The organism is Maribacter thermophilus (genome assembly GCF_001020565.1).
Taxonomy (GTDB): Bacteria; Bacteroidota; Bacteroidia; order Flavobacteriales; family Flavobacteriaceae; genus Maribacter; species Maribacter thermophilus.
Map to the genome: position 1 here is coordinate 69,455 of NZ_LDAS01000001.1, position 17,521 is coordinate 86,975.

Annotated in this window: 21 protein-coding genes and 5 tRNA genes; 21 read left to right on the plus strand and 5 right to left on the minus strand. The window is 37.8% G+C overall.

Annotated elements, in window-relative coordinates; genetic code table 11:
- Window positions 1-56: 56 nt before the first annotated feature.
- The 5 genes from AB657_RS00340 to AB657_RS00360 all read right to left on the minus strand — a co-directional run bounded on the left by AB657_RS00340 (window position 57) and on the right by AB657_RS00360 (window position 3,993).
- Window positions 57-635: an anthranilate synthase component II gene (locus AB657_RS00340; protein ID WP_047244689.1), complete on the minus strand. Its 579-nt coding sequence runs from the start codon at window positions 633-635 to the stop codon at window positions 57-59.
- A 1-nt stretch (window position 636) separates the two neighbouring features.
- A complete protein-coding gene (locus AB657_RS00345; RefSeq protein ID WP_047244690.1) occupies window positions 637-2,034 on the minus strand; it encodes an anthranilate synthase component I family protein in 1,398 nt (465 codons plus the stop codon).
- Window positions 2,035-2,287: 253 nt separating this feature from the next.
- On the minus strand, window positions 2,288-2,869 hold the full coding sequence (locus tag AB657_RS00350; protein ID WP_047244691.1) for a YceI family protein: 582 nt from the start codon (window positions 2,867-2,869) through the stop codon (window positions 2,288-2,290).
- Window positions 2,870-2,905: 36 nt separating this feature from the next.
- Window positions 2,906-3,538 carry an NAD(P)H-dependent oxidoreductase gene (locus AB657_RS00355; protein WP_047244692.1) on the minus strand — a complete coding sequence of 211 codons (633 nt, stop codon included), beginning with the start codon at window positions 3,536-3,538 and terminating at the stop codon, window positions 2,906-2,908.
- Between the two features lie 8 nt (window positions 3,539-3,546).
- A complete protein-coding gene (locus AB657_RS00360; protein WP_047244693.1) occupies window positions 3,547-3,993 on the minus strand; it encodes a MarR family winged helix-turn-helix transcriptional regulator in 447 nt (148 codons plus the stop codon).
- A gap of 134 nt (window positions 3,994-4,127) precedes the next feature.
- On the opposite strand from AB657_RS00360, the gene AB657_RS00365 reads away from it, so the two are divergent.
- The 21 genes from AB657_RS00365 to rplJ all read left to right on the plus strand — a co-directional run bounded on the left by AB657_RS00365 (window position 4,128) and on the right by rplJ (window position 17,473).
- Window positions 4,128-4,439, plus strand: coding sequence for a rhodanese-like domain-containing protein (locus AB657_RS00365; RefSeq protein ID WP_047244694.1), 312 nt, complete (start codon window positions 4,128-4,130; stop codon window positions 4,437-4,439).
- A gap of 59 nt (window positions 4,440-4,498) precedes the next feature.
- On the plus strand, window positions 4,499-5,779 hold the full coding sequence (locus tag AB657_RS00370) for a DUF2851 family protein (protein ID WP_047244695.1): 1,281 nt from the start codon (window positions 4,499-4,501) through the stop codon (window positions 5,777-5,779).
- Between the two features lie 10 nt (window positions 5,780-5,789).
- A complete protein-coding gene (locus AB657_RS00375; protein ID WP_047244696.1) occupies window positions 5,790-6,017 on the plus strand; it encodes a PspC domain-containing protein in 228 nt (75 codons plus the stop codon).
- A gap of 2 nt (window positions 6,018-6,019) precedes the next feature.
- Window positions 6,020-7,027, plus strand: coding sequence for a potassium channel family protein (locus tag AB657_RS00380; protein ID WP_047244697.1), 1,008 nt, complete (start codon window positions 6,020-6,022; stop codon window positions 7,025-7,027).
- Window positions 7,028-7,115: 88 nt separating this feature from the next.
- The gene (locus AB657_RS00385; protein ID WP_047244698.1) at window positions 7,116-9,188 is read left to right on the plus strand and encodes an amino acid carrier protein; all 2,073 of its coding nucleotides are present in this window, start codon (window positions 7,116-7,118) and stop codon (window positions 9,186-9,188) included.
- A 53-nt stretch (window positions 9,189-9,241) separates the two neighbouring features.
- Entirely contained in the window at window positions 9,242-10,126 is an 885-nt protein-coding gene (locus AB657_RS00390) for a ComEA family DNA-binding protein (protein ID WP_047244699.1), read from the plus strand.
- A 4-nt stretch (window positions 10,127-10,130) separates the two neighbouring features.
- The gene (locus tag AB657_RS00395; RefSeq protein WP_047244700.1) at window positions 10,131-11,300 is read left to right on the plus strand and encodes an acyl-CoA dehydrogenase family protein; all 1,170 of its coding nucleotides are present in this window, start codon (window positions 10,131-10,133) and stop codon (window positions 11,298-11,300) included.
- A gap of 102 nt (window positions 11,301-11,402) precedes the next feature.
- Window positions 11,403-11,597: a 30S ribosomal protein S21 gene (gene rpsU / locus AB657_RS00400; protein ID WP_047244701.1), complete on the plus strand. Its 195-nt coding sequence runs from the start codon at window positions 11,403-11,405 to the stop codon at window positions 11,595-11,597.
- An 89-nt stretch (window positions 11,598-11,686) separates the two neighbouring features.
- Window positions 11,687-12,577, plus strand: coding sequence for a tyrosine-type recombinase/integrase (locus AB657_RS00405; protein WP_047244702.1), 891 nt, complete (start codon window positions 11,687-11,689; stop codon window positions 12,575-12,577).
- 45 nt (window positions 12,578-12,622) lie between these two features.
- The gene (gene hpf / locus AB657_RS00410) at window positions 12,623-12,925 is read left to right on the plus strand and encodes a ribosome hibernation-promoting factor, HPF/YfiA family (protein ID WP_047244703.1); all 303 of its coding nucleotides are present in this window, start codon (window positions 12,623-12,625) and stop codon (window positions 12,923-12,925) included.
- A 102-nt stretch (window positions 12,926-13,027) separates the two neighbouring features.
- A tRNA-Thr gene (locus AB657_RS00415) sits at window positions 13,028-13,101 on the plus strand.
- A 27-nt stretch (window positions 13,102-13,128) separates the two neighbouring features.
- Window positions 13,129-13,210: transfer RNA gene (locus AB657_RS00420), tRNA-Tyr, on the plus strand.
- 49 nt (window positions 13,211-13,259) lie between these two features.
- Window positions 13,260-13,332 (plus strand) — tRNA-Gly (locus AB657_RS00425).
- Between the two features lie 72 nt (window positions 13,333-13,404).
- Window positions 13,405-13,476, plus strand: a tRNA-Thr gene (locus tag AB657_RS00430).
- Window positions 13,477-13,531: 55 nt separating this feature from the next.
- Window positions 13,532-14,719, plus strand: a complete 1,188-nt coding sequence (tuf, locus tag AB657_RS00435) for an elongation factor Tu (protein ID WP_047244704.1) — start codon at window positions 13,532-13,534, stop codon at window positions 14,717-14,719.
- Between the two features lie 110 nt (window positions 14,720-14,829).
- Window positions 14,830-14,902 (plus strand) — tRNA-Trp (locus AB657_RS00440).
- A 65-nt stretch (window positions 14,903-14,967) separates the two neighbouring features.
- Window positions 14,968-15,156, plus strand: a complete 189-nt coding sequence (gene secE / locus AB657_RS00445; protein ID WP_047244705.1) for a preprotein translocase subunit SecE — start codon at window positions 14,968-14,970, stop codon at window positions 15,154-15,156.
- Window positions 15,157-15,166: 10 nt separating this feature from the next.
- Complete coding sequence (gene nusG, locus AB657_RS00450; RefSeq protein ID WP_047244706.1) at window positions 15,167-15,718, plus strand: transcription termination/antitermination protein NusG; 552 nt, start codon at window positions 15,167-15,169, stop codon at window positions 15,716-15,718.
- A 67-nt stretch (window positions 15,719-15,785) separates the two neighbouring features.
- Window positions 15,786-16,223, plus strand: coding sequence for a 50S ribosomal protein L11 (rplK, locus tag AB657_RS00455; protein ID WP_047244707.1), 438 nt, complete (start codon window positions 15,786-15,788; stop codon window positions 16,221-16,223).
- Window positions 16,224-16,242: 19 nt separating this feature from the next.
- Window positions 16,243-16,932 (plus strand): 50S ribosomal protein L1, encoded by a 690-nt coding sequence (gene rplA / locus AB657_RS00460; RefSeq protein ID WP_047244708.1) that lies wholly within the window; start codon window positions 16,243-16,245, stop codon window positions 16,930-16,932.
- Window positions 16,933-16,957: 25 nt separating this feature from the next.
- On the plus strand, window positions 16,958-17,473 hold the full coding sequence (gene rplJ / locus AB657_RS00465; RefSeq protein ID WP_047244709.1) for a 50S ribosomal protein L10: 516 nt from the start codon (window positions 16,958-16,960) through the stop codon (window positions 17,471-17,473).
- Window positions 17,474-17,521: the final 48 nt, after the last annotated feature.

The window sequence follows — 17,521 nt, forward strand, 5'->3', positions numbered from 1 at the left end:
TGTACTAAATATTGTGATAATGGATAGTTAGGGCTTAACGATAGGTACTTGAAGTATTATTTTTTGGAGCCATAATCGATCCAATTCTTTAACATTTGTTTTCCTTGCGGGGTCAATACCGACTCTGGATGAAACTGAACGGCTCTAACATCGAACTCTTTATGTCTTATGGACATAATCTGTCCGTTTTTATCCAAAGAAGTCGCTTCAAGACAATCTGGTAGCTGTGGGTCTACTACCCATGAATGGTAACGACCGATCTCTATCTCTTTTGGCATCCCTTCAAAAATATAATCTTGTAGAACAATGTTTATTTTCGTGGCAACACCGTGGTAGACTTCGTCCAAATTTACTAGGCTACCTCCAAAAACTTCAGCAATGGCCTGTTGTCCAAGGCAAACGCCTAAAATTCTTTTAGAGGAAGCATACTTTTCTATGATAGGTTTCAACAAGCCTGCCTCATCAGGAATACCAGGTCCGGGCGAGAGTACTATTTCAGAGAAATCATCAACTTCTTCGATGCTCAATTGATCGTTGCGCTTTACTACGACTTCACAATTAAGGTCTTCGAGATAGTGCACTAGGTTATAGGTGAAACTATCGTAATTGTCTATCATTAATATCTTTCTTTCCATTTTAGATGGTTTCAGCGATTTCTAAAGCTTTGTTCAATGCTCCTAGTTTATTGTATGTTTCCTGTAGTTCGTCATCGGCATCGGAAGCGGCCACAAGACCTGCACCTGCTTGAAAATGAAGCTCGTGGTTTTTGCTTAAAAAGGTTCGAATCATAATGGCATGGTTAAAGTTTCCTTTAAAATCCATAAAACCTATTGCGCCACCGTAGTAACCGCGACTTGTTTTTTCATATTTTTCAATAAGCTGCATGGCCATATGCTTGGGAGCGCCACTTAAGGTACCTGCCGGAAATGTATCCGCAACAATTTTTAAAGTTGGAATATCCGGTTTTTTAATTCCGGTAACCTTGGACACCAAATGTATTACGTGCGAAAAATATTGTACCTCTCGATAGGTGTCCACGTTAACCATGTTTCCATTGCGGCTAAGATCGTTACGGGCCAGGTCTACCAACATAACATGTTCACTGTTTTCTTTATCGTCCAAGGCAAGTTTTTTTGCCAGTTCGGCATCCTTTTCGTCATTACCGGTACGTTTGTAGGTGCCTGCAATAGGGTGAATTTCCGCTTTACCGTTTTTGACTATAAGTTGGGCTTCTGGAGAACTACCAAAAATTTTAAAATCCCCATAATCGAAAAAGAATAGGTAAGGGGATGGGTTGATAGAGCGTAAGGCCCTATAGACATTGAATTCATCTCCCTTAAATTTTTGGGAAAACCTTCTAGAGAGTACAAGTTGAAATACATCGCCTCTTTTACAATGTTTCTTTGCCAATTCTACATGTTGCTTATACTCTTCGTCTTTCAGATTGGTCTCAACTTCACCTTCTTTAGAAAAATTATAGGATGAAAAGGTTCTTATGTTCAGCAAACGCTCTATGGCCGCTATGTTGTTATCCGTTTCATAGCAATGCGCAAATATGTATGCCTCATTTTTAAAATGGTTGATAGCTATTATATTTTGATAAACAGCATAATAAATATCTGGAATTTCAATCGAGTTTTCTTTCTTTAAAATTTCTACATCCTCAAAATATCGAACGGCATCATAGGCCATGAACCCAAAAAGTCCGTTTGTGATGAACTTAAAATCTTGGTCGCTTACCTCAAAATTTTTCCCGAAATCCTCTATCTCTTTTAGTACCTCTGCAGAATGGTTTATATCGGTTGTTTTTATGGAACCGTCCGGAAATTCTTTTACGATTTGCTCGTTCTGTACTTTGATAGAGGCTATTGGATTACAGCAGATATAGGAAAAACTGTTGTCATTGGCGTGGTAATCGCTACTTTCCAACAAAATACTATTGGGGTATTTGTCCCTTATTTTTAAATAGACACTTACTGGGGTAATGGTGTCCGCCAGTATTTTTTTTGAATAGGTCTTAAGTGTATAGTGCATGATAAACGTTATAAATTAAAAAAGGCTTGTCGTGATGACAAGCCTCTATATTTTTTTCAATGGAGTACTAGCTCACGAATGCTGTCGTAAGTTGTTCCACCACCAAGTATTTTTCATTGTTTTCATTGCATCAAATATAGGAAGGAAATTTAAAGACACAAATTTTCTTCACTTAAAATTAAAAATCCCCTTAAAAAAGATTTTAAGGGGATTAATAAACACTAACCATCAATGATCGTTGTCTTGTAGCTACTTAAAGAGCTAGGTCGACAACTAGATCAAATTCGTCATAAATGGCTTTGTCGCCAAGATTATCGAAAAAGCTTCCAGAACCATATCTTACATCGTATTTGGCTCTATCCACTTTTAAAGTAGCGGTAGCTTTGTTTTCATATAATGATACAACAAAGGTTACAGGTTTTGTTGTTCCTTTTATTGTTAGGTCACCTGTTACCGAATACGAATTTTTATTCATGGGTTCTACTGAGGTGAAAACCAATTTTGCCGTTGGGTACTTGGCTACACCAAAGAAATCGTCAGATTTTAAGTGTCCTTCCAATTTTTCTTTACCATCGCCAGAAGCCATGTCCAAATTTGTTATTGTGGTCATGTCCACTACAAACTCACCGCCGGTTAGTTTGTTCTTGTCGATAATAAGGTGGCCCGATTTAAGGGATATTGTGCCTTCATGGGAACCGGTAACCTTATATCCTTTCCATGTAATTTTACTTTCACTTACTTTTACCTCTTTTTTCTCGCCATCAATAGGAGAATTGGCTGTTGCGGTAAATCCGAAAACTAATGCTAGTGCTATACTAAATACTGATTTTTTCATCGCTTTAAATTTAATTGTTTTTATTAATATTTATAGTTATAAATGTGTGAATAATTTTTCTTTCGAATATCTGACCTTGGGGAGGTGTTGGGTATCGTCCTTTTTAGATCTGTAACCAATGGGCAATGCTACCACCGCGCTTAATTTTTTTTGTGTTAACCCCAATATTTCATCATATTTTTCGCTAACAATACCTTCTATGGGGCAGGTGTCTATTTTTAGATGCGCAGCTACGGTCAAAACGTTTCCTAAGGCAATATAGGCCTGTCGGGTGGTCCAGTTGTTCTTTTCTTCGGCAGATAAGAACATGAGTTTCGACTTCATAAAATCGGAGTAGCCTTTTATGGATTGTGGTTCAACGGCCCTTGTTTTAATCACATTTTCTATATATTCATCGATTAATTCTTCTCCGAACGATGTTTTAATGGTGAAAACTATAAGATGCGAGGCATCGGTAATTTGTGATTGGTTCCATGAGGCTGATTTTAATTTTTCTCTAATTTCCTCGTCCTCTATTACATATATATGATACGGTTGTAGCCCGTATGAAGAAGCGCTAAGTCTCGTGGCCTCCAATAAGGTTTCTAAATCTTTGGTGCTTACCTTTTTTGTGTTGTCAAAATATTTGGTAGCATAGCGCCAATTAAGGTCTTTGATGATTTTACCCATAATCAATCTTAAAATTTGTCGAGTAAAAGGTTCAGTTCTTTCAATTCTTCTTTGTTAAAGTTTTTGAGTATACGTTGTTCGGTTTCAAATAGTATGCCATCAATTTCCTTTAAAATGTCAAGACCTTCTTCCGTAATCTTTATTTCTACTTTTCTTCTGTTGATCTTACATACTTTACGGCTTACATATCCTTTTGACAATAATTTGTCTACCAGTCTTGTGGTGTTGCTCATTTTGGTGACCATTCTATCGTTTATGGTCGAAAGATTGGCGGGGGTGTCGCCTTGTCCTCTTAATATCCTAAGAACGTTAAATTGTTGGACTGATATTTCAAAAGGTTTTAGGGCAAGTGAGATTTGCTCATTAACTTTATTGTACACTAAAGATAAGTGAATAATGGTCCGTTTGTCCAAAGCAATTCTCTTGTCCGTTTTTATAATTTCCTCTACATTCATGTATAAACAAAAATTGTATATACAAATGTATGTGTATTTTATAATCGGTAATGGTCATTTCGATTAAATTTTTGTTAAATCCATTATTAACAGATTTAAAATAGATATGTTATTTTTGAAAAAAAATATAGGTTATGGCAGATTTATCACAAGAAGAATGGGCTTCGCAATTAGAGAATGATGAAAATTCATTTATTTTGGACGTCCGGACAGAAGAAGAGGTTGAGGAAGGATATATACCCAACTCTAAAAATATAGATATATATAAAGGGCAAGAGTTTATAGAAGAACTGGAAAAACTTGATAAATCAAAAAACTACTATGTTTATTGTAGATCGGGCAACAGAAGCGGCCAGGCATGTGCTATTATGAACAGTATCGGCTTTGCAAACACCTATAATTTAGAAGGAGGGTTTATGAATTGGGAAGGTGATATCGAGGAGTAGATAAAATTTTAAATTGAAAATATTGACCCGCCTTAGTGCGGGTTTTATATTTTTATAAAATGAGAGAAGACCTCTTACACTACATTTGGAAGTTTAAAAAATTTCCCTCCGAGAATCTGAAAACTGTTAATGGTGAATACATTAGGGTACAAGACGTTGGTAGGCACAACCAACTTAGTGGCCCCGATTTTTTTAATGCCCAACTAATAATCGATCGGCAACTTTGGGCCGGCAATGTAGAGATTCATGTGAAGTCTTCCGATTGGTATGCCCATAACCATCAGAAAGATTCCAACTATGACAATGTTATACTGCATGTAGTTTGGGAAGACGATATTTCTGTATACAGATTGGATAGAACAGAGATACCGACTTTAGAGCTAAAGAGTATGATCGATCAAGAAATGCTTGATAATTATCAAAAACTATTCAAGAAGAGTACGTCCGGCTTTATAAATTGCGGAAACGATATAAATGTGCTACCTGAATTTAGTTTGGAAAATTGGAAAGAGCGATTGTATTTTGAAAGGCTGGAGCAGAAATCCAATTTAATTTTATCCTTGTTAAAGAAATATAATAATGATTGGGAAAAAGTTCTTTTTGTCTTACTGCTAAAAAACTTTGGGTCTAAAGTGAACGGAGACTGTTTTTATCAATTAGGATTGTATTTGGATTTTTCTGTTGTTCGCCATTTTATTGATAAACCTTTTGATTTAGAAAGTATACTTTTTGGTTTGGCGGGTTTATTGGATAAAGAAAACCTGAACGATAGTTATTATACGGAGTTGAAAAATAATTATGCTTTTTATAAGGCTAAGTATCGTTTTGATGAGATGAGCACTCCCCGTGCCGCGTTTTTTAAGTTGAGGCCTTCTAATTTTCCGACCATTCGGTTGTCGCAGTTTGCTGCACTCTATGCAAACAAAAACAATCTTTTTCAAGAGCTTATGAGCGCAGATGACGATAGTGTTTACAAGATATTGAATGTTAATGCCGGTAACTATTGGAATACTCATTATACCTTTGGTAAAACTACTGGATCCAAATCCAAGAGGGTGTCCAAAAAATTTATCGATCTAATGATAATCAATACTATCGTGCCTTTAAGGTTTTGCTACAATAAATATAAGGGGGAAGTATTGAACGAATCTTTTTTCAATATAATTCAAAACATAAAGAAAGAGGACAATAGCATCGTGGACAATTATGTGGCATTAGGGCTGTCTGTTAAAAATGCAAAGGACAGTCAGGCAATATTGCAACTATATGATAATTATTGCAATAAGAATAAATGTTTGCAATGTGCCGTAGGGACTAAATTATTAAATTTAAAATCCTAATTTTATGCGTATGAACTTGCTCTATAATTTATTGCATTTTTTACAAAAAAGAGGTTTTGAGGTATGCGGTAGAATTGCGGATAGACTGGGTATAAGGGCCAGGGTGGTTAGAACATCTTTTATTTATCTCACTTTTGTAACGTTGGGGTTTGGTTTTGCCCTATACCTATTTTTGGCATTTTGGTTAAAAATAAAAGATTTGGTATACACCAAAAGAACATCTGTTTTTGACCTCTGATTATGATAAAGCTATTTCGTTCTAAAATATACTTGGCCTTCTTTTTAATGTGGATAGTGCTGTTGATCGGGGTATTTGGGTACCGGTTTATTTCTGATTATTCTTGGATTGATGCACTTTATATGACCATTATTACGGTTACTACCGTAGGATTCTCCGAAGTAAGGCCTATGGGGCCAGAAGGAAAGGTGTTTACGGTACTTCTGATAGTTATAAGTGTATTTGTTTTTGGTTTTGCCATATCTATTATTACAGAATATATATTAAGTAGAAATTCACTACAAACCCTAAAAAAGAAGAAAGTGCAAAACATGATTAAAAACTTGTCCGGACATGTAGTTGTTTGCGGATTTGGACGTAATGGAATGCAGGCGGTCGAAAGGTTAAAAGCCTATAGACGCAATTTTGTGGTTATCGAGAGGGATAAAGAGATTATAGATAAACATGATGGAGATATTCTTTTTGTTGAAGGAGATGCCAATGATGATGATGTTCTGCGCTCGGCAGGGGTAGAAAGGGCCAAGTATCTTATTGCAACTTTGCCAGAAGACGCGACCAATCTTTTTGTGGTTCTTTCCGCAAGACAAATGAACAAGCAAATGACAATTATTAGTAGGGCATCTTTGGTCACGTCACAAAAAAAATTATTGTTAGCTGGGGCAGATAAGGTTATTATGCCCGATAAAATTGGTGGAGACCATATGGCCTCTTTGGTGGTAATGCCGGATTTAATAACTTTTATGGATAAACTTTCTATGGAAGGTGAGCATACGACCAATTTGGAGGAAATAGAAATAAAGGACTTTATCGGTCAGGTAGATTGCAGTTCTTTGAGAGATTTGGATCTGCGAAGGAAAACAGGCTGTACCATAATTGGTTACATCGATCCCAATGGAAACTATATAATAAATCCAGAGGCCGATTTGGAATTGAAGCCTAAAGGGAAAGTCATAGTTTTGGGGCGACCCGAACAAATAAATAAGCTAAATCAAATGTTTAAATTAGGTTAGGAATGTAACTTTAAAATTTGATTGCGTTGTTTTTTTTATGATATTGCTGGCCTAAGCCAAACTAACTCGATATAATTTACTAAATAACATGAAAATACACTTTTCAATACTGGCCTTTTTTTCGATGGCCATAATGTTCTCTCAAGAATTAACAGTAACAGGCAAGACTTATAACCCTTCGTCCAATATAAATGATGGTGTTATAGAATTGGATGTTCAAGGTGGTGTGGCTCCCTATTCTTTTAAATGGAGCAACCAAGAGACTCCACTTACTTCTAAAAGGGCCTCTGGTCTGGTAGAAGGGGTTTCGTACAATGTTGTGGTTACCGATGCTGAAGGTTCATCGGTTACTAAGGTTTTTAAAGTGGAAACAGAGGCGATAACCGAAATTTTTAATGGTGCCATGACTCCTGCGGTAGGGGCTTTGGGTTCCGTTTTGTTTTGGGATCCCTTTGCTGCTGTAGGAATATATGATCCAGTAGCATATGCGGATGTAAAACGTATTCCGATTCCCAATTGGTCTCCAGATGTTGATAATAAATATGTACTTAAGACATGGTTGAAAGATGAAGGGGCCAACGTTAAAAAGGGTGAAGCAATTGCTGTCATATCCAATGATAAGGGGCCAGATCAAACGGTTGTTGCCGATGCCAGTGGTACTTTAAAACATTTAACGAAAGAAGGTGAGGTTGTTTATAATTCTAACAACCAAGAACATGTTATTGAGCAAGGAGCTCATTTTTTTGCTGAAATACGTTATGATGATCCAGTTGTTATTACCCATCCGAACGGAGATCCCGTAACAAAGGGGATACCTTTTATTGTAATATGGTTGGTTTTGGGCGCTACCTTCTTTACCATTAGAATGGGCTTTATCAATATACGAGGGTTCAAGCATTCCATAGATTTGGCTAAAGGGAAATATGACGACCCCGATGCTCCGGGCCAGGTAACACACTTTCAAGCCTTGGCTACCGCTGTATCCGGAACAGTGGGTCTGGGTAATATAGCGGGTGTCGCGGTGGCGGTATCTTTAGGGGGAGCGGGAGCTACTTTTTGGATGATTGTTTGTGGTCTTTTGGGAATGTCCTCAAAATTTGTAGAATGTACCTTGGGTGTAAAGTATAGGGATATTTTACCAGATGGCCGTGTTTTTGGTGGGCCCATGAATTATTTGAGATATGGCCTTGAAAAGCGTAACATGAAAGGCTTGGGGAAAGTGCTTGCGGGTCTTTTTGCCGTTTTGGCGGTAGGGGCTTCGTTTGGTGGAGGAAATATGTTCCAGGCCAACCAGTCTTTTGAGCAATTGGCAGGTCAGTTTCCGGCATTGGCAGGAAACGGATTTTGGTTCGGTATTGTAACCGCTATTTTGGTAGGTGTCGTTATTATCGGAGGAATAAATAGTATAGCAAAGGTGACCGGTAGGGTAGTACCTATCATGGCATCTATATACATTGTAGCGGCATTGGCCGTTATTATTATGAATATTCAGAATATAGGTCCTGCTTTTTCTGCTATTATCGAAGGGGCGTTTAGTCCTTCTGCTTTAAAAGGAGGTATAGTAGGTGTCTTAGTGGTCGGTTTTCAAAGAGCGGCATTTTCCAACGAGGCAGGTGTAGGTTCGGCAGCTATAGCACATAGTACGGCAAAGACCAATCATCCCCCATCGGAAGGATTCGTTGCTTTGTTAGAGCCTTTTATAGATACTGTGGTTGTTTGTACGCTTACCGCTTTGGTATTGATATTTACAGGAATGCACGAAGTAGAAGGTATGGCAGGTGCCCAATTGACATCTGATGCCTTTGCAAGTCAAATTTCATGGTTCCCATATGTCTTGGCATTGGCAGTTTTTCTATTTGCTTTTTCTACAATGATATCATGGTCTTATTATGGGATGAGGGCATGGACCTATCTATTCGGAAAGAGCAAGAGAACAGAGTTTGTCTATAAAATGTTTTTCTTGGTTTTTGTGGTAGTAGGAGCCTCCGTGAGTCTTGGTGCCGTACTGGATTTTTCCGATATGATGATCTTGGCCATGTCTTTCCCTAATATTATTGGTCTTTATATTATGTCGGGTGAAGTGAAAAAAGACTTGGGCGAGTATTTGGGTAAGCTCAAGAATAATCAACTTTTTAAAAAGCACAAGCAGGCAACCGAGTAAGCTTAATAATAGAACAAAATACATCTGGTGTATTTGTTTTTTAGTACAGGCAGATGAAAAAAATAAAGTCCCACTTTCAGTTTAGTAAACAAGAACGGAGTGGGATTTTCTTTTTGTTATTGCTTTTGGTCTCTATCCAATTTGGTTATTGGGCGTACCAAAAATTTAAAGTTTCCGAGGTAGCCCCTATTAGTTCGGATGCGGAAACCCAATTAAAAATCGATCTTTTAAAAGAGGGCTTGGCCAAAAAAGAAAAGGATACCGTTTATTCTTTTAACCCAAACTTTATTTCAGACTATAAAGGATATACTTTAGGTATGTCGGTGGATGAAATAAACCGTCTGCATAACTTCAGGGCAGAAGGTAAATTTGTGAATTCAATAGAAGAGTTTAAGAAAGTATCCTTGATTTCAGATTCGTTGTTAAATAGGATCTCTCCCCGATTTAAATTTCCCAAGTGGGCAAAAAGTGCTAAGAAAGTCGTTTCTGGACATAACGAGATAAAAAACCAAGATAATTTTATCAAAGCTTACGAAATAAAAGATTTAAACGAAGCAACAAAAGAGGATTTAATATCCATTAAGGGTATAGGGGTAAAATTATCGACAAGAATACTAAAGTTTAGGGATAGGTTGGGGGGTTTTTTAGTAGATGATCAACTGTACGATGTTTACGGTTTAGAGGCCGATGTAGTTCGTAGGGTTTTTGAACGCTTCAGGGTGTTGAACGCACCCTTTGTCGAAAAATTGGACATCAATACCGCATCGGTCAGTGAATTGTCTAATATAGTGTATATTCAAAAACACGTCGCTCAGGGTATAGTAGATTATAGGAATCTCAATGGAAGTATCCATTCTTTTGAGGAATTGGCAAAAATCAAAGACTTTCCTGTTAATCGTATTGAGAGAATTCCTTTATATTTGTCGCTAAAAAAATAGCGCTATGAGCAGTGTGTACTTCACCGAAGAACATCTTTTATTTAGACAAAGCCTTAAGGATTTTTTACAAAAAGAAGTTGTTCCTCATATAGAGGAATGGGAAAAGGCAGGGGCCGTAGATCGTTCCATTTGGGAGAAGTTTGGTGAGATGGGGTATTTTGGTCTGGCTACTCCAGAAAAGGATGGAGGACTTGGGCTTGATTTGTTTTATACGGTTATTTTTTTAGAGGAATTACAAAAAATAAATTCAGGAGGTTTTGCCGCGGCCATGTGGGCACACGCTTATTTGGCCATGACCCATTTGAACAAAGAGGCCAATGATGATATTAAACAACGCTATTTGCACCCAAGTGTAGAGGGGAAAAAAGTAGGTTGCCTATGCGTGACAGAACCTTTTGGGGGTAGTGACGTTGCGGGTATGAGAACCACTGCTGTGAAAAAGGGGGATTCTTATATATTGAACGGGTCAAAGACCTTTATTACCAATGGGGTTTATGCCGACTATATGATCGTAGCTGCAAAAACGGATGTTTCGTTAGGGAATAAGGGAATCAGTATTTTTGTGGTAGATAGAAACAGTAATGGGGTTACGGCCAGTAAGTTGAATAAACTTGGGTGGAGGGCCTCTGATACGGCAGAACTCGCATTTGATAATGTAGAAGTGCCAGCTTCCAATTTAATGGGAGAGGAGAATATGGGTTTTTCCTATATTATGGAGCATTTTGCCCTAGAAAGATTGGTGATGGGTATCAACGCCCATGCACGTTCAGAACACGCGTTGGAGTATGCTTTAAAATATATGTCGGAAAGAGAGGCTTTTGGAAAATCTATAGATAGGTTTCAGGCTTTACGTCATCGTGTGGCCGATCTGCATGCCGATATAGAAATATGTAAGCAATACAATTATTTTGTGGCGGATAAATTGAACAAAGGGGAATATGCAGTGAAAGAAGCTACGATTTCAAAATTGAAATCCACCAAGGTAGCGGATAAGGTCGCTTATGAATGTCTTCAGTTCTTAGGTGGATATGGTTATATAGAAGATTATCCTATGGCAAGATTGTTCCGAGATAGTAGACTGGGGCCAATTGGAGGGGGGACCTCTGAGATTTTAAGGGAAATAATTGCTAAAATAGTGATAGATAAAAAAGAGTATCGTCCTGCGACCGATTAGTTTTTGTGCCTAATTGTTTTTTAATAGGGAAGAATAGTTGGTAATTAAAAATTACTTCATATATTTGCGCCCTTAATCACTAAAGAAAGGAGGTTGTAGCCCATGTTAATTATACCAGTAAAAGAAGGAGAAAACATCGATAGAGCTTTAAAACGTTTCAAAAGAAAGTTTGATAAGACAGGTACAATGAGACAGTTGAGAAAACGTCAACAGTTTACAAAGCCTTCGGTTGAGCGAAGAGCTCAGATTCAAAAAGCACAGTATATTCAAGGTTTAAGAGATCAAGAAGAAATCTAGGAATCTTGTTTTATGATAAAATTAAAATCCCGCTATTTGCGGGATTTTTTTTTGTGCATATTTCGTGAGAACATTCGTTAACTTTGGGTATGTCTTTAAATCAGTTTATAGAGTATCTTTCATTGGAGAAAAAGTATTCCGGTCATACGGTGAATGCCTATAGTTCGGATATTCGGGAATTTGAAAGTTTTTGTGAATCTTCATACGATGTTGATTGTATAGACATAGTGCCTTATAGTATTGTTCGTAGTTGGGTGGTTTCGCTTTCAGAGGATAATATTTCTAACAGAACCATTAATAGAAAGGTGGCCTCTTTAAAGGCGTATTATAAATTTCTTCAAAAAGTAGGTGTTATAGATGTGAACCCATTGGCGAAGCACAAAGCTTTAAAAATTCCAAAAAAACTGGAAACACCTTTTTCCGAAGCGGAAATGGAAGATGTTTTTACGTCGGTTAGCTATTCGGATGATTTTGAGGGCAGGCGAGACAGGTTGATTGTTCATGTGCTTTACGCTACCGGTATGAGAAGGGCCGAGTTGGTTAATTTGAAACTTGTAAACGTGGATTTGGAATCTGGTCATATAAAAGTGTTAGGTAAGCGGAACAAAGAACGCATTATTCCTTTATTGGAGGAAACCAAAGTGTTTTTTAGGGCTTATCTGGATGAGCGCCCCTCTTTGGAAAAGATAGCTGATCCGGACTTTGTCTTTCTTACGAAATCAGGTAATAAAATTTATGAAACCCTTGTTTATAGAATAATAAATAGGTATTTTAGAGAGGTTTCTGCCAAGGTAAAGAAGAGTCCTCATATACTGAGGCATACTTTCGCTACCCATCTTTTGAACAAAGGGGCGGATTTAAATTCGGTGAAAGAGCTTTTAGGGCATGCAAGTTTGGCATCGACGCAGGTGTACACCCATAATAGCATTGCCGAGTTAAAAAAAGTGCACGCTGCTTCCCATCCTAGGGGGAAAAAATAAAAAATGTTTAACACTGCTCTATGTAGGGCTTCTAAATTTTAGCTTATGAAAGTAAATGTGCAATCCGTAAATTTTAATGCAGATGTTAGGTTGATTGATTTTTTGCAAAACAGATTGGATAAGTTAGAAACTTTTTATGATAAGATCATAAGTTCTGATGTTTATATGAAAGTGGAGAATACCAGTTCAAAAGAGAATAAGATAGTGGAAATCAAGCTAAACGTGCCAAAAAACAATTTCATTGTCAAAAAACAATGTAAGTCATTTGAGGAAGCTGTGGACAGTGCGTGTAATTCATTGGAAAGAAGGCTAATAAAGAGTAAGGAAAAATTACGTTTACAAGTATGAAGAAAATTTTTTAAAATTTGTTTTGAATAAACAAAAAATACTATACATTTGCAGTCCGTTAGAAATAGCGGACTTTTTTATGCCGAAAAAAGCATTGAAAGTGCCGATGTAGCTCAGCTGGCTAGAGCAGCTGATTTGTAATCAGCAGGTCGTGGGTTCGAGTCCCTCCATCGGCTCCTAGGTTCTTAAAATACTGTTTATATGGGGAGATACTCAAGCGGCCAACGAGGGCAGACTGTAAATCTGCTGACTATGTCTTCGCAGGTTCGAATCCTGCTCTCCCCACATTAAGCTAAAGAATGGTATTTTAAATGATATTTTGAGAATTAAATAAGCGGGAGTAGCTCAGTTGGTAGAGCGTCAGCCTTCCAAGCTGAATGTCGCCGGTTCGAACCCGGTCTCCCGCTCTATTTTTTTATGACTTTATTGTCGTTCCTGCGAAGGCAGGAATCTGTCGTTGGGCGGATTCAACACTTTACGCCGGTGTAGCTCAGGGGTAGAGCGTTTCCTTGGTAAGGAAGAGGTCACGAGTTCAAATCTCGTCATTGGCTCAATTAAGGTATAAATTTGTACACTAATATAAACTAAGATTAAAAATTAATAAACATGGCAAAGGAAACTTTTGATCGTTCCAAACCGCACTTAAATATTGGTACCATTGGACACGTGGATCACGGTAAAACTACATTGACTGCTGCTATTACAGAAGTTTTGGCAAACGCAGGATTATCTGAAAAGAGAAGCTTCGATTCTATCGATAACGCTCCTGAGGAAAAAGAAAGAGGTATTACTATTAATACATCTCACGTAGAGTATCAAACTGCCAATCGTCACTATGCCCACGTTGACTGTCCTGGTCACGCGGATTACGTAAAGAACATGGTTACTGGTGCTGCTCAGATGGACGGTGCTATTTTGGTTGTTGCCGCTACAGATGGTCCAATGCCACAAACTCGTGAGCACATCCTATTGGGTCGTCAGGTTGGTATTCCAAGAATCGTTGTTTTCTTGAACAAAGTTGACATGGTTGACGATGAAGAGTTGTTGGAGCTTGTTGAGATGGAAGTAAGAGAATTACTTTCTTTCTATGAGTACGATGGTGATAATGGTCCTGTAATTGCTGGGTCTGCTTTAGGTGCGCTTAACGGTGAGCAAAAGTGGGTTGATACAGTGATGGAGTTGATGGAAGCTGTTGATAACTGGATCGAATTGCCTCAAAGGGACGTTGATAAGGATTTCTTGATGCCTGTTGAAGATGTATTTACGATTACTGGTCGTGGTACTGTTGCTACAGGACGTATCGAAACAGGTGTGGCCAATACTGGTGATGCTGTTGATATTATTGGTATGGGTGCTGAAAAATTGAGCTCTACCATTACTGGTGTTGAGATGTTCCGTAAGATTTTGGATAGAGGTGAAGCTGGTGATAACGTTGGTATCCTTTTGAGAGGTATAGAGAAATCTGACATCAAAAGAGGTATGGTTATCTGTAAGCCTGGTTCTGTAACTCCTCATGCTAAATTTGAGGCAGAGGTATATATCCTTAAAAAAGAAGAAGGTGGTCGTCATACGCCATTCCATAACAACTACCGTCCTCAGTTCTATGTAAGAACAACTGACGTAACAGGTAACATTAGTCTTCCTAGTGGTGTTGAAATGGTTATGCCTGGTGATAACTTAACGATTACAGTTGATTTGATTCAGCCAATTGCACTTAGTGTAGGTCTTCGTTTTGCAATCCGTGAAGGAGGTAGAACAGTTGGTGCTGGTCAGGTAACTAAGATTTTGGATTAAACCATTATTAGAAGTACAATATATTAAGGGTGTCCGTCTTTTGGCGGATACCTTTCAATGTAAATATGAATGTGTGTTGTTTGTTTTTGGATAATGAGCAATATACATATACGGGTGTAGCTCAGTTGGTAGAGCACTGGTCTCCAAAACCAGGTGTCGGGAGTTCGAGTCTCTCCTCCCGTGCAGGAAAGAAATTCCGAATTAAGGATTTGTTTTATTCTTTTTGTTGATATAAAAAAACAATTGAAATGCTTACATATATTAAAGAATCCGTTGAAGAGTTGAGAAATAACATTACCCTTCCTTCAAGGTCGGAGTCATCGAATTTAATGGTTATCGTTGCTGTTTTTTCTATTCTTTTTGCTTTGGCTACTTGGGGTGTGGATACGGTCTTTAGTAATGTTATTAAGGTGTATTTCGATTACGTATTAAACTAATTTGAGCTCTATGTCAGAAGTATTGGAAAAGAAATGGTATGTTGTAAGAGCTGTAAGTGGTCAGGAAAACAAGATTAAGGGCTACATAGAGAGTGAAGTGGAGCGTCATGGTTTTTCCGACTATTTAGATGAGGTCTTGGTTCCGACTGAAAAGGTAATTCAGATTAGAAACGGAAAGAAGATCAATAAAGAAAGAGTTTATTTCCCTGGGTATATAATGGTGAAGGCTAATTTGGGTGGTGAAATGGTTCATATAATAAGGTCTATTACCAATGTTATTGGCTTTTTGGGTGAAACCAAAGGGGGGGATCCCGTGCCGTTAAGGAAATCGGAAGTGAATAGAATGCTAGGTAAGGTCGATGAGTTGGCCGTAAATACCGATAGTGTTGCTATACCGTTTGTTTTCGGTGAAACCGTCAAGGTAATCGATGGTCCGTTCAATGGTTTTAACGGTACTGTAGAAAAAATAAACGAAGAGAAGCGTAAACTAGAGGTGATGGTTAAGATTTTTGGTAGAAAAACACCATTGGAGCTTAGTTATATGCAAGTAGAAAAGATTTAAAAATAATTGTTACATATTTAAAAGTTGTGTTGCTTCCATAGACACACTTTCAATTTAATTTTAAACAATGGCAAAAGAAGTAGGTAAAGTAGTTAAACTACAAGTTAGGGGAGGTGCAGCGAATCCATCGCCACCGGTTGGACCCGCCTTAGGTGCTGCCGGTGTTAACATCATGGAGTTCTGTAAGCAGTTCAATGCTCGTACACAGGACAAGCAAGGTAAAGTTTTACCAGTTGTTATCACCGTTTATAAAGACAAATCGTTTGATTTTGTCGTAAAAACACCACCAGCGGCAGTTCAGCTATTGGAAGCGGCTAAGATTAAAAAAGGATCTGGCGAACCTAACAGAGTAAAATTGGGTAGTGTTACCTGGGACCAAATCAAGGCGATAGCCGAAGATAAAATGGTTGACCTTAATGCGTTTACGGTAGAATCTGCAATGAGTATGATTGCGGGTACGGCACGTTCTATGGGTATGAAGGTATCAGGTAAAAGACCTTTTTAAAATCTTAAAAAGCAATTAAATGGCAAAGTTGACAAAGAAGCAAAAAGAAGCACATTCTAAAATAGAGAAAGATAAACTTTATTCTCTAGAGGAAGCTTCCGCTTTAGTAAAAGAAATAACCAATACAAAATTTGATGCATCCGTAGATTTGGCGGTTCGTTTGGGTGTAGATCCAAGAAAAGCAAATCAAATGGTTCGTGGGGTAGTTACATTGCCTCATGGTACCGGTAAAGATGTTAAGGTTTTGGCTTTGGTAACTCCAGATAAAGAAGCAGAGGCTAAAGAAGCAGGTGCTGATTATGTTGGATTGGACGAGTATTTGGAAAAAATAAAAGGCGGTTGGACAGATGTTGATGTTATCATCACTATGCCTAGCGTTATGGGTAAATTGGGTCCCTTAGGTCGTGTTTTAGGGCCAAGAGGTCTGATGCCGAATCCAAAAACAGGTACAGTAACTATGGATGTAGCGAAAGCTGTATCTGAGGTGAAGGCTGGTAAGATTGATTTTAAAGTGGATAAGACCGGTATTGTTCATGCCGCAATTGGAAAAGCTTCCTTTTCTGCGGATAAGATAGCTGACAATGCAAAAGAGTTGTTGGAAACTTTGAATAAAATGAAGCCAACAGCGGCTAAAGGTGTTTACATGAAAAGTATCTTCATGTCAAGTACCATGAGTCCAAGTGTTCAATTAGACCCTAAGTCAGTTTAAGCACTGCTAGTTAAAAATTTCAATTATGACAAGAGAAGAAAAAGCAAACGTTATACAAGATTTGACTACGCAGTTGGCAGATAGCTCTACTATTTATTTGGCGGATATATCTGGATTGGATGCAGTTACAACATCTGATTTGAGAAGAGCCTGTTTTAAGGCAAATATCAGACTAGCTGTAGTTAAGAATACATTGCTTGCAAAAGCGATGGAGGCCTCTGATAAAGAGTTTGGCGAACTTCCCGAAGTTTTAAAGGGTAATACATCCTTAATGTTTTCGGAAGTAGCGAACGCTCCGGCCAAGTTAATAAAGAATTTCAGAAAAAAATCTGATAAACCTTTATTGAAAGGAGCTTTTGTAGAAGAGGCAATATATATTGGTGATGAGAATTTGGATGCTCTAGTGAGCATTAAGTCTAAAGAAGAAATGATTGGCGAGGTTATCGGATTGTTACAGTCTCCAGCCAAAAATGTTATTTCTGGACTTAAATCTGGTGGTGGTAAACTTGCCGGAATCCTTAAGACATTATCAGAAAAATAAGTACGCACTAAACTAAGTATATTTTAAAATTTTATTAAACGATAGAAA